Raw genomic sequence first — 12,029 nt, forward strand, 5'->3', positions numbered from 1 at the left:
CGCGCAGTGCATGGATCGCCTCGCCGCCGAGGCGGCGGAGCTGCGGGCCGGTGCGCTGGCCGATGCGACCCGCATCGCGATCGCGCTGAACGAAGCGCGTGAACAATGCCTCGCGGCCGCGGAAACCGTGCTGGTCGAGATCGCGCATCAGGCGGCCCGCCGTCTGTTGCTCGACATGCCCGCCGAACAGCTGGCGCGATCCAGTGCCCGCCTCGTACGTGATGAGTGGCGCGCGATGCGCGTCGAGGGTCCGACCGAACTGCGCGCCCATCCTGACGACCTCGCGTTCCTGAAGGACATCGCGGCCGACGCCGGCTGGTCGCTCTCACCCGACGGGCAACTGGGTCGAGGCCATTGCGTGCTCTCGCATCCCGCCGGCAGCCTGCACGCCCGCTACGACGACAACGTCCGCGCCTTGTTGAAGGCGTTGCCCGGTGCCCGCGACCCGTCGACGCCTGTCCCACCGTCCACCCAGGACACCCCGCCACCGTTTCTCCAGGAGACATCCGCATGACTTCGATCACTTCCGCATCCCGCCAACTGAAGGCTTCCTTGACGAACACGAATCGCCTGTCCCAGGCGATGGCGGGCATCGGCCTCGATGACCTGCAGCGCGCGATCAGGATCAAGAGCCAGATGCAGGTCGAACTCGCGGTGCAGAAGGTCGAGATCCAGGAGACCCGCCAGTTCGAACGCAAGCTCGTCAACGAAGTGGTGAGATGAGACGCCTTGCTGCGCTGGCGGGATCGGGGCTGCGCGCCGCCCTGTGCACGATCGCCCTGGCCGGGCCGTTCGGTCCCGCGATCAAGGAGGCCGTCGCCGTTGCTCCACCCGCCTGGCGGGACACGCTCTACAGCTATCGCGCCGATGAAGAGCTGTCGCTGACGCAGATCCTCGATCGCTTCTCGTCGACGCTGGGCCTGGAGGTGAAACTGGCCGATCCCGCACTGGGCAGGCGCAAGCTTCGTCTGAGCGGCAAGGGGGCCTCTCCCGCCGTGTTCCTCGACCGGATCGGCGACGCGCTGGGGCTGGACTGGTTCGTCTACCGGGGCGTGCTGCACCTGTCGGCACGGTCGACGGCCATGAGCGATCGGATCTCGCTCGGTCCGCAGAGCCCGTCCGACGCCAAGGACGCCCTGATTGGCATCGGACTCTTCGAGAGCCGCTTCGGCTGGGGCGAGTTCGATTCCGACCCGCCCACCGTGCTGGTGTCGGGGCCGCCCGCCTATGTGAACGAAGTTCGGCGGGTGCTTGCCGTTCCGCCGGAAAAGCCGCGCAAGGAGCGCCCGCGGCTGATGGTGTTTCGCCTGAAGCATGCCTCCGCGGCCGATCGGGAGATGCGCACGCGCGATCGCACCGTCACCCTGCCGGGCCTGGTCACCACCTTGAACCAGGTCTTGCCCAACGCCCGCACCACCAGCCTCCAGCTGTCATCCAGGAACGGACGTGAGAGCGGCGGGAAGCCCCTGACGTCCGGGGCTGAGGATCCGTGGGCCGCGCTGGCGAGGGAGATCGCCGGTGGGGAGACGCCATCGGGCACGGCGCTGGCCGGGCTGGCGGCCGCACGCCTGCCGACGACGCCTTCGACCGGCGGGGCCTCCGGCCGCAACGACAGCGCCGACGCCGCCTCGTCGGCATTCGCCGAGCCGGCAGCTGCCCTTCGGCGAACGGCAGGTGGTGCCGATCCGGACGCGACCGATCCCGTCCCGGCGATCGCTGCGTACAGGCCGCTCAACGCCGTGCTGGTCTGGGATCTGCCGTCGCGTCGCGACGAGTACCGCGAGCTGATCGAGGCGCTCGACGTACCGAGCCGTCTGATCGAGATCAACGTGACCATCCTCGACGTCAGCGCGGATGCCTTGCGTGATTGGTCGGTGGACGTCGCGGCCGGATCAGGTGCCGCGCGCGTGGCGATGAGTGCAGACGGCAAGATCGGCGCATCGCCTGCGGACACCGGCGTCAAGGGGTCGTCGATGGTGCTGTGGGCGTCCAATCGCCTGGAGCTTCGGGTGCGCGCGCTGGAATCGCGCGGACAGGCGCAGGTGCTGTCGCGGCCGTCGGTCCTGACCTTGAACAATGTGGGGGCCTTGCTGGACATGAACCAGTCGGCCTACGTGAAGCTGGTCGGCGAACGCAGCACCGACCTGCGCACGGTCACTGCCGGCACGCTGCTCAAGGTGACACCCAGCATCGTCGGCGACGACCTCGGCGGCGCGAACGCTCCGGGCATCCGCGTCACCCTGGACATCGAGGACGGTCAACTGACGCGGGCCAGCACCGAGCAGGGAACCCCCAGCGTCGGCAACAGCGCTGTCAGCACCGAGGCCGTCGTGAAGCCCGGCGAGTCGCTGGTCATCGGCGGCTACCGCCGCCAGGATCGCCAGATCTCCAATGCGCGGGTGCCGGGTCTGTCGTCCGTCCCGCTGATCGGCGCGCTGTTCCGCAGCGACAGCGCTGTGAACAACGAGCGTGAGCGCCTTTTCATCCTGACGGCGCGCGCGCTGCCCTGAACATCGTTCCTTCACTGCCCGAGGCCATTCATGTCCACGATCTCCGCTCGCCCAGTCCCTGTCACTCTTGAGTCCGGCCAGGACGCCGGCTTCCGGGGGAGGGGGGTGATCAACCCGGGAACGGCCCGTGAGTGGGCCCTGGCCAGCCCGGCGGATTCGGCGACCCGCGAGCAGGCGCAACTCGCCGAGCGTCGCGCCGCGGCATCGACATCGGCCGCGATGGCCGCCGCTGCCGAGGCCGCGTCGAATTCCGGAGGACTCGGTGCGAGCGCGGAGGAAATCACCTTCGGCGCCAGCGAGCGGGCCGAACTGGAAACGCACGACGAGGCGCGTGATGCGCGCGAGGGCAAGGACGCGCGGGTCGAGGCGCTGATGCGCATCGAGGTCATCCACGAGCTGCTGCGGCAACTCGGCGGAGATCGGAGCGCGGCGCTGGTGCGCCAGCGGGCCGAGCGATTCTCGGCGCTGTGGCAGAGGGGCGAGCAGGCGTTGGCGTTGGACGAGCTGGGAACCGGCAGCTTCGGCCCGTTGGAACGGGCGGCGCTGCTGAACCTGGCGCTGCGGCGTCGACCGGATGGCCCCGCGACGGAACGGCTGGAAGCCTTGCTGCTCGAAGACCTGGAGGCGGATCCCGGCAAAGTGGTCACACGCCTGCTGGGCAGCCTGGGCACCGGCGGACTCTGCGCCGACGGCATGTGCCGGCCGCCGTCCGTCGCGCCGGAGTCGCCGTGGTTGGCGGCGGTGCAGTCGCCGTCGACGCCGAAACTGGTGCTGGAAGCAGGCGCCAGCCTCGGTCCGGAAGGGCTCGACAAGCTGGCCGCGCTGAGTGTGCCGCGGGGACGGGTGGACGGCCGCCTGTCGCGCGGCGCGGAAGTGTTCCTGTCGCTGTCATTGCTGCGGATGATTCAACAGGTGCGGCAGGTCGAGGCGCTCGGCGCTCGCCTGCTCGACGCCCGGGAGGGGCGCGTCGACACTGCCGGGGCAGGGGGGCGCATGAACGCGCCGAACGCATCGACAGGGGCGAAGGCCGGCCATGACCGGTCGGAAGAAGTCCGCAAGGTGACGCGCTGGCTGCTGGAGACGACCTTCGCGGCGGCGCCGCAAGGCGCGCTCGCACGCATCGGGACGGTGTTCGATCTGAAGGCGGGCGACCCCCGGTTGCATACGCTTCGCAGGCTGCTGCAACGGCGCCTCGGCGATCTGCCTGACGGGGTATGGCTGAACGCCGACGTCAAGGCGGCGGTGTCGGCGGAATTGAAGAAGGCGCTCACAGCCGCGATGGAGCGGCAGGGCGAGTTGACGCGCTTCGGTCTCGTCCGCCCCCATCGCCCGATTCGTTAACACCGACCGCAATCCGCAGATTCAGGGGGCGAACCGCCCTCCGGCCATGGCGACTGATCCTGATCATGTCCCAAGCCCCATCCACCTCCGCCGCGGCGCGTGGCGCCGCACGCCTGAGCTCCACCGGCGCGCTCCTGTCGCCGGCCCAGGCGCTGGCGCGCCAGATCGCCCCGCGCGGTGAACGCGCCGAGATCGTCGTCACCGCGCTGGTGGTGGCGGTCGTCTTCGCGATGCTGCTGCCGGTCCCCACCTGGCTGCTGGACCTGCTGATCGCGATCAACCTGTGCGTGTCGGCCTTCCTGATCGTGCTGGTGATGCAGGTGAAGCAGACGACCGGGCTGTCGGCCTTCCCCTCGCTGTTCCTCGTCACGACGCTGTTCCGCGTCGCGCTCAGCGTCGCCAGCACGCGGCAGATCCTGCTCAACGCGGAGGCCGGCCACATCATCGAGGCCTTCGGGGAGATCGTCGTCGGCGGCAATCTCGTCGTCGGCCTCGTCGTGTTCCTGGTGTTGACCGTCGTGCAGTTCATCGTGATCACCAAAGGATCCGAGCGCGTCGCCGAGGTCAGCGCGCGCTTCTCGCTCGACGCGATGCCGGGTCGCCAGATGGCGATCGACATGGAGCGCAAGGCCGGCGGCATCACGCAGGAAGAGGCCAAGGAGCAGCGTGACGCCTTGACCGAGGAGAGCCAGTTCTTCGGTGCGATGGACGGCACGATGAAGTTCGCCAAGGGCGACGCGATCGTGGGCATCGTCATCGTGCTGGTGAACCTGATCGGCGGCCTGTCGGTCGGTGTGCTCCAGCGCGGTCTGCCGGCCTCCGAAGCCTTGCATGTCTACGCGATCCTGACCATCGGCGACGGCCTCGTGGCGCAGATCCCGGCACTGCTCATGTCCATGACCGCGGGCCTGCTGGTCACGCGGGTGTCCAAACCCACGGGCGGCCGGGCGATCGGCAACGAGCTGACCGCGCAGATGCTGCATCAGCCCAAGGCCTGGGTCACGGCCAGCGCCGCCATGCTGGCCTTCGGCCTGCTGCCGGGCATGCCGCTGCTGATCTTCGCCGGCCTGGCGACGGGGGCCGCCGCCGTGGGCCTGACGATGATGAACCGCAAGCTCAGGACGGAGCGCGAGGAAACGCAGCAGCGCGAGGCCGTCGTGGAGGCCCTGCGCGACTTCGATCTCGTGCGCCCCTTTTCGCTGCGGGTCAGCGGTCGCATCGATGCCGGGCGCGCCCAGCGCGCGCTCAATCTCTGCCGTCATGTCCGCAATCGTCTGGTGCGACGTCTGGCGCTCGTGACCCCGCAGATCGAGTTCGAAGCCGGCGTTGACCTGGAGCACGCGGACCTGGAGTTCTGCCATGGCGAGGTACCGGTGTTCTCCATGTGGCTGCGGGAGGACCTGCGGACCTGCACCTGGACGGGCGGCGACCCGGCCGCACTCGGTCTGCCGGCCGAGCAGGTGGAGTCGCGCGGCGGCCTGGCCTGCGCGCCGCGCGTGTGGCTGCCCGAGGCGCAGGCCCTGGCGCTCGATCCCGCGCCGACCGACCTGCGGGATTGCTGGGACCGCCTGGACGAGCTCTGCGAGGAGACCTTGCTGCGCGTCGGGCCGATGTACTTCGGCATGGAGGAGACGCAGAAGATCGCCGCCTGGTGCGCGCGCAAGACGCCGGAAGTGGCCAAGGAACTGGAGCGTGCGGTCCCGCTCAGCCGGATGGCCGAAGTGCTGCGCCGCCTGCTCATGGAGAACGTCAGCATCCGCAACGTGCCGATCATCCTGAACGCCTTGATCGACTGGGGCCCGCGCGAGCGCGATCCCTCGGTGCTGACCGAATGCGTGCGCGCCGCGCTGCAGCGCGAGATCTGCGACTCTCATGCCGTGCGCAAGGAATTGCGGGCGCTCATGTTCGACAGCGAACTCGAGGCCCAGATCCGGGCCGCCATCCGCCAGACCGCCTACGGCGATTTCCTGGCGCTGGACGCGGATCTGACCGATGCCATCCTGGATGAGACCGCCTCCGCCTACCTGGCCGCCTGCGGGAGCGGGCGGCCGGTCATGGTGTGCGCGCAGGACGTGCGGCCCCATATCCGCAAGCTGCTGGCCGATCGCGTGCCGCCGCTGGGCGTGATCGGCATGTCCGAGCTGCCCCCGGACTTCCGGGTCAACGTGCGCGCCGTGATCAGCGTGCCGTTGGAGGGACGCGCCCTGCCGGAGATGTACTGACATGACGACACCGGCCTCGGAGGCTGAAGTGCTGGAACTGCGCGTCCTCAGCGGCCTGCAGGCCGGCGCGGCGCTGCCGCTCGAGGAGGCCCTGACGGTCGGCCCCGGCGACGACGCCGACCTGCTGCTGCTGGACGATGGCCGCCTGCCGGCGCGCCTGCTCGTGCGCGTGGCGCCGGAGGGCGGCCTTTTGCTGGAAACGGTGGAGGACGGGGTCGTGCTGTCGACCGGCACGAGGTTGGCGGGCGGCCAGACTGTGCCGCTGGCGCCCGGCGAGGCGTTCAGGACGGGCGACACCTGGTTGATGGTCCGCGACGCCATGGCCCCCTGGGACACCTGGACGCCGCCTCTGACCGACGAACCGGAGACGGCGACGCCGGAGGGCGCGCCCAGCGCTCGCGGGCCCTCGGCCCCGCCGGTCATGGTGGCGGATGTCCGATCCGTCGGGACCGGAAGCCGGGACCCATCCCGCAGACCGCGACCGATGCGCACCCTGGGCAGCCTGATCGTCGCGGCAGGTCTGTTGTCGACGATGCTGGGCGTGGCCGCGCTGGTCCGGCAGGTCAAGGACAGCGAGGCAGTCATCGAGTCGGAAGACGAGACCAAGAAGGGCCGTGCGTCTGCCACGGACCCGCGCCGCAAGCGACCCACCGCAGACGGTGCCTCGCCCCCCCGGCCGGTCGCTCGGGAGACTGGCGGGGCCACCGCAGCCGGTCCGCCCGATGCGCAGCCTGATGTGCGGACTGATGTGCGGACTGACGTGCGGACCGACGTGCATGGCGGACGCGGTCGGTTGCACGTGAACATCCCGGGAGACGGCACGGTCGTCCTGCCCTTCGACATCCAGGAGGTGATCCTCGGGTCCGGCAGCCATGTGACGCTGACCGACGGCCGGCGGATCGAACCCGGCGACCGCGTCGGCGACTGGCGGCTGGCCGAGATCCGGCCCGGCACGCTGGTTTTCGACGGTCCACGCAAGGTGCAGGTCGGATGGTGACGCCACGCGAGATCGCCGCCCGCGAGGCCGCCGCCATCGCCGCCGCGATGGCGGACGTGCCCTTGACCCGTCAGCTCGGCCAGGTGCGTCGCGTGCTGGGCATGCTGATCGAAGGCACCGTGCCCGGCGCGAGCATCGGCGAACTCTGCGAGGTCTACCACCCCGAGGCGCCCGAGAGGATCTGGCGCTGCGAGGTGGTCGGCTTCACCGGCGCCAATGTGCTGCTGTCGTCGTTGATGGCGCTCGAGGGCATCTCCGGCGGCTGCGTGATCCGGCCGCTGCGCACCGTGCATCACGTGGCCGTGGGCCGCCCCCTGCTGGGGCGGATCCTCGACGGCTTCGGCGATCCGCTGGATGACGGTCCGCCGCTGCGTCCCGGCGAAGGCGGGCTGGAACTCCGCCGCGTCATCGCCGATGCGCCGCCGCCGGTCGAACGCTGGCGCATCAAGGACCGGTTCCCCACGGGCGTGCGCAGCCTCGACACGCTGTTGACGATCGGGCAGGGGCAGCGCGTGGGCCTGTTCGCCGGACCCGGTTGCGGCAAGACCACGCTGATGGCGGCGGTCGGTCGCGGCAGTCCGGCCGACGCGATCGTCGTCGGGCTGATCGGCGAGCGCGGCCGCGAGGTCCGCGAGTTCACCGAGCATGAGTTCGACCCCGCCTTGATGGCGCGCACGGTGATCGTCTGCGCGACGTCCGACCGGACGTCGATCGAGCGCGTGCGCGCCGCCTTCACCGCCACCGCGATCGCCGAGGGGCTGCGCGACCAGGGCCTGAACGTGCTGCTGATGGTGGACTCGCTGACCCGGTTGGCCCGCGCGCAACGCGAGATCGGGCTGGCCGCCGGCGAGGCGCCGGCGCGCGCCGGCTTCCCGCCCTCGGTCTATGCGTTGCTGCCTCGGCTCATCGAGCGCGCGGGCAATGCCGCGGGCGGCTCCATCACCGCGCTCTACACGGTCCTGCTGGAAGGGGAACTGCGTTCCGACCCGATCAGCGAGGAAGCGGTCTCGCTACTGGACGGCCACATCGTGCTGTCGCGCAAGCTGGCCGAGCAGGGACAGTATCCCGCGGTGGACGTGCTGGCCAGCCTGAGCCGGGTGATGTCGAACATCGTTCCCCGGGAACACGGCCGCGCGGCCAACCGGATCCGGCAGGTGCTGTCCGGCTATCGCGACATGGAGCTGATGGTGCGGCTGGGCGAGTACCGGCCCGGTCTGGATGCGGAGATCGACCGCATCGTCTCCGACTATCCCAAGGTGATCGACTTCCTGCGCCAGGACACGCGCACGTCCGCGCCGTGGGAAGAGAGTCTGGGCAGGCTGCATGCACTGACCGTCGGCACGGTGTGAGCGCAGGATGGTCGCCGCCTTGCCGCCTGGCGACGCCCCGGCCGATCGCCCCGAGCCGAAGCGGGCCCCGCAGGAGTTCGAGTCGCCGGCACCGCCCGATCCCCGGATTCCCGGCGTACGCCGCATCGGCGCCTTGGCGAGCCGGCGCGCGAGCTTGGCCGAGGCGGAACTGCGGCGTGCGCAGCGTGCCAGCGAAGCCGCCGCGCAGGCGTTGACGGCGGCCGAACAGGCCCTGATCGATTGCATCGCCGATGTGGCCGTGCAGCGCGACGCGCTGCGGGCCGCCTGTCAGGCGGAGCCCGGCGGCTCCCCCGTCCTGACGCGCTGGCGCCAGGCCGACCAGGCGCAGCTGGCGCGCGTGCCTCCGGCCCGGCAGGCGGTGGTCGATCGTCAGCGCGCGTGCGACGCTGCCGAGCTGGCCCTGGGGGAAGCCGCCGACCGGCATCGGGCGCTGGCGCGCCGTCGCGAGAAGTACGCGCTCCTCGAGGAGCAGTTGCGCGACGAGGCGTGAGCGGTGTGAGACGGCGTCGTCGCGGGCGACGCCGCGGCGGTCAGGCGGGCGTCACGCGAGATCCAGCATCTCCTGCCCGATCTCGTCGTCCACGGTCGCCAGGTCCAGGTGCAACTCGTTCTCACCCGGGCGCAACGCGGGGCGAAGCAGCTCGGGCGCCTGCTTTTCGTATTCCTCGATGACGCGCAGCAGGAGTGCCACCGCGCGGAAGGTGTGCTCCGGCACCGGCTGTCCGACTTCGCCCGACGCGAGCAGGAAGCGCGCCAGTCCCACGTAACGCACGACCGGAATGCCGCGCTCGCGCGCCTCGCGCCGCAGCGCGAGCGCGTCCTCGTCGCTGCGCTTGTCCAGGATGAGCGGCATCTCGGTGACCTCGGGGTCGTAGTACAGCGCGACTGCCACGTGCTCCGGATTGACGACCACCGCGCTGGGCCGCTGCTGCGATCCGAAGTCGTCGGACATGACGATCTCCTTGGCGATCTGCTTGCGCGTGCCCTTGAGCATCGGATCGCCCTCGTTCTGCTTGTAGTCGCGGCGGACCTCGCTGATGTCCATGCGCAGCTGGCGGAACACCAGGTAGCGCTGCAGCAGGATGTCGGTGACGATCAGCAGGATCAGCACGAGGATGCACTGGCGCTCCAGGCTCTTGAGCATGGCCAGCGACATCGACCAGCCCTGGGCGGCGTCGACGCGGAAGGTCAGGGCGACATCGGGCAGACTGTCCCGGATCTTCAGCCACGCGACCGTCAGCAGCGACAGGCTGCGCACGGGGCCGAGCACCGCCATCATGAGCTTCTGTCCCGATACCAGGTTCTTCAGGTTGGTCCCGGGGTTGAGCTTGTCGAAGCCCTTGCCGAGCGCCTTGCCGGCGATGTTGAAGCGCGTCTGCGCCAAGGTGCCCAGGACGGCGACGAGCGCCGGCAGGACGGCCAGCACCAGCAGGGCGATCAGGACGGGGAGGGCGGAGGACCAGGTCATCGCGAGGCCCGCCTCCAGGGGGCGCGCCGTCTGGCGCAGCGCCGTCTCGAGCAGGGCGTCGACGAGGCCGCGCCAGAGCGGTTCGGTGGCGAAGGCGACCTCCGCCATCAGCAGCAGGCGCAGGATCTTGATCGAGTCCTGGCTGACGCCGAGTTGCCCGTCTTCGCGCGCCTGGCGCTTCTTGGACTCGGTCGGGGGGAGGTTCTTCTCGGACATCGATCGCTCGCCGACGGGTCAGCGGGGCGGGGCCGGGAGCGGCAGCGCCAGGCCGAGGGCGTCCAGCATCCCTTCCTGCCACCAGCGCAGCGCGTCGTCCACGACCTTGTCGAACAGCGGTGCCGCGATCAGCACCACGATGAACAGGGCGGAGACCGACTTCACCGCCATCGCCGACGCATAGACGTCGAATCCCTGGACGGCGGTGCTGGCGATGGCCAGCGCCAGCTCGACCATCAGCAGGAGCAGCAGGGCCGGCCCGGCGAGCAGCAGGGCCTGGGTCAGCGTGCCGGTCAGCGCCTGGAGCAGACCGCGCTGGTGCGCCGCGTCCAGGGTCGGGAACAGGTCGAGCATCGGCCATTGCGCATGGCTGGCGGAGAGGGCCGTGAAGAGCGTCTGCAGCAGGCCCAGGTCCACCAGGAGCGCGATGAGGGCGCGTTCGGACAGTTCGCCCAGCAGGGTGGCGTCGGCCTGCAGCGCCGGATTGACCTGCTGGGCGGCGTTGGCGCCGCGCTGGTTGTCGATCAGGGTGCCCATGCCCCGCACGGCCCAGAACGGGATTGCCACCAGCATGCCGAGCAGGCTGCCGATCAGCCCTTCCTTGAGCGTCAGGATGAGGAGCGCCTCGGGCGGCGGCGGCGAGGCGGCGAATGCCGGCCAGACCTGGAAGGCCGCGGGCAGCGACAGCGCCAGGCAGAGCGCGCCGCGCACCATCGCGGTGGTCTGCTGGCGCGCCAGGAACGGCAGGAAGACGATCATGCCGCCGGCGCGTGCCATGGACAGGGCCATCACCTGGGTGAACAGCAGCAGCGACAGGGGCGACCCGGACGACATGAAGCGGGAGTGAGATCAGGCGGGCACGGGCGACGATCCGCAGGCGGCTTCCGCCATCGGATCGGACGGCCCGGCGGCGGTCGCGCCGCGGCGCGCGGCGCGCAGGCGCTCGATGCCCGCCTGGCGACGCCCCAGCCGGTCCATGTGGGCGAGCCAGACGGGATCGTCGAGTCGGCAACCCCACACTTCGAGATCGAAGCGCAGTCCGCCATAGTCGACGACGGCCGGCATCAGCGCCCAGCGCTCGAGCCGGCAGGCTCGGACCAGGGAGAGGCTGCGGCGGTTGACACCGAGGATCCAGCAGGTGACGAGGTCGAAGCCGTAGCGCCGGCATTCCTTGAAGACGCCGCGGATCATGCGCATCGCCACGCCGCTGCCCTGCCAGGATTTGGCCACGTAGAGCCAGAGATCGCCGGCACTGCGACACACGCTCGGCGCCCAGGCGATCGTGCGCATGTGGGCCCAGGCGACCGGGACCGGGGGCGCGGCGGCGCACGTGCCGTCGCCGCCTTCGTCCGACGGGGCCGTCATCACCCAGACCGGCCACCCCTTGAGACGACTCTCGGCGAGGAGCGCCAGCATCGCTGCTTCGGTCCCGTTGTCCAGCGTCGGCGAGTGGCCGCCGCCGGCGACGGACTCGTTGTAGATGCGGATCAGGGCGCCGGCGTCGGCGGGCTTGGCCAGACGCCAACGCAGCGTGGCGGGGTCGCGCGCGGCGAGGGGGGGCGTCGCAGCATTCATGAAGATGAGACCAGGGTGTGGGGCGCGGCGGCGCCGGTGCGCCAGATGCGCCAGGCCTGCCGACGCAGTGCGGCGGCGGCGTCTGGAATGTTCGGCGCGGGAGCCGTCTCGTGCAGGAGTGCGGGGGCGCAGCGCAGGCGCAACCTCGACCAGGCGCCGGGCAAGGCGTCCTCGATCAGTCGCCCCATCAGCGGCAGCGCCCAGCGACGTAGCGCGATGTCTGAAGCGTCCATCGGCGGCGGTGCGCCCTCGGGGCGCAAGGGCCGCGCCTTGGCCTGCCGGAGCGCATCGCGCCACAGGGGCGCATCGCCGCGTCCGGCGGAGAACAGG

The 12,029-nt window shown here is 70.7% G+C and carries 12 protein-coding genes; 8 read left to right on the plus strand and 4 right to left on the minus strand.

All coding sequences use genetic code 11. The features are described from left to right. The 8 genes from VF536_RS07390 to VF536_RS07425 form a co-directional block, all read left to right on the plus strand. On the plus strand, positions 1–514 hold a 514-nt coding region (locus VF536_RS07390; protein ID WP_331614168.1), incomplete at its 5' end, for a FliH/SctL family protein. Next, a complete protein-coding gene (locus VF536_RS07395) occupies positions 511–723 on the plus strand; it encodes a hypothetical protein (protein ID WP_331614169.1) in 213 nt (70 codons plus the stop codon). The genes VF536_RS07390 and VF536_RS07395, both read left to right, overlap by 4 nt. Beyond that, positions 720–2,510 carry a type III secretion system outer membrane ring subunit SctC gene (gene sctC, locus VF536_RS07400; protein ID WP_331614170.1) on the plus strand — a complete coding sequence of 597 codons (1,791 nt, stop codon included), beginning with the start codon at positions 720–722 and terminating at the stop codon, positions 2,508–2,510. Before VF536_RS07395 ends, sctC begins: the two co-directional genes overlap by 4 nt. Positions 2,511–2,540: 30 nt before the next feature. Beyond that, positions 2,541–3,851, plus strand: a complete 1,311-nt coding sequence (locus VF536_RS07405; protein WP_331614171.1) for a hypothetical protein — start codon at positions 2,541–2,543, stop codon at positions 3,849–3,851. A 65-nt stretch (positions 3,852–3,916) separates the two neighbouring features. Continuing rightward, the gene (locus tag VF536_RS07410; protein WP_331614172.1) at positions 3,917–6,073 is read left to right on the plus strand and encodes a flagellar biosynthesis protein FlhA; all 2,157 of its coding nucleotides are present in this window, start codon (positions 3,917–3,919) and stop codon (positions 6,071–6,073) included. A gap of 1 nt (position 6,074) precedes the next feature. Continuing rightward, positions 6,075–7,070, plus strand: coding sequence for a hypothetical protein (locus tag VF536_RS07415; RefSeq protein WP_331614173.1), 996 nt, complete (start codon positions 6,075–6,077; stop codon positions 7,068–7,070). Then, positions 7,064–8,419: a FliI/YscN family ATPase gene (locus tag VF536_RS07420; RefSeq protein ID WP_331614174.1), complete on the plus strand. Its 1,356-nt coding sequence runs from the start codon at positions 7,064–7,066 to the stop codon at positions 8,417–8,419. The genes VF536_RS07415 and VF536_RS07420 overlap by 7 nt, the downstream gene beginning before the upstream one ends. A 7-nt stretch (positions 8,420–8,426) precedes the next feature. Further along, positions 8,427–8,930, plus strand: a complete 504-nt coding sequence (locus VF536_RS07425; RefSeq protein WP_331614175.1) for a hypothetical protein — start codon at positions 8,427–8,429, stop codon at positions 8,928–8,930. Positions 8,931–8,981: 51 nt separating this feature from the next. Here the strand turns inward: VF536_RS07425 and VF536_RS07430 are convergent, their stop codons facing one another. The 4 genes from VF536_RS07430 to VF536_RS07445 form a co-directional block, all read right to left on the minus strand. Continuing rightward, a complete protein-coding gene (locus VF536_RS07430) occupies positions 8,982–10,124 on the minus strand; it encodes an EscU/YscU/HrcU family type III secretion system export apparatus switch protein (RefSeq protein WP_331614176.1) in 1,143 nt (380 codons plus the stop codon). Positions 10,125–10,142: 18 nt separating this feature from the next. Continuing rightward, positions 10,143–10,958, minus strand: coding sequence for a type III secretion system export apparatus subunit SctT (gene sctT, locus VF536_RS07435; protein WP_331614177.1), 816 nt, complete (start codon positions 10,956–10,958; stop codon positions 10,143–10,145). A 15-nt stretch (positions 10,959–10,973) separates the two neighbouring features. Next, positions 10,974–11,699: a hypothetical protein gene (locus tag VF536_RS07440; protein ID WP_331614178.1), complete on the minus strand. Its 726-nt coding sequence runs from the start codon at positions 11,697–11,699 to the stop codon at positions 10,974–10,976. Continuing rightward, positions 11,696–12,029 (minus strand): hypothetical protein (locus VF536_RS07445; RefSeq protein ID WP_331614179.1); only part of this gene is annotated, 334 nt, incomplete at its 5' end. The genes VF536_RS07440 and VF536_RS07445, both read right to left, overlap by 4 nt.

The sequence above is a fragment of the Roseateles sp. genome, from assembly GCF_036486225.1.
In the GTDB taxonomy this organism is placed as follows: Bacteria; Pseudomonadota; Gammaproteobacteria; order Burkholderiales; family Burkholderiaceae_C; genus Roseateles.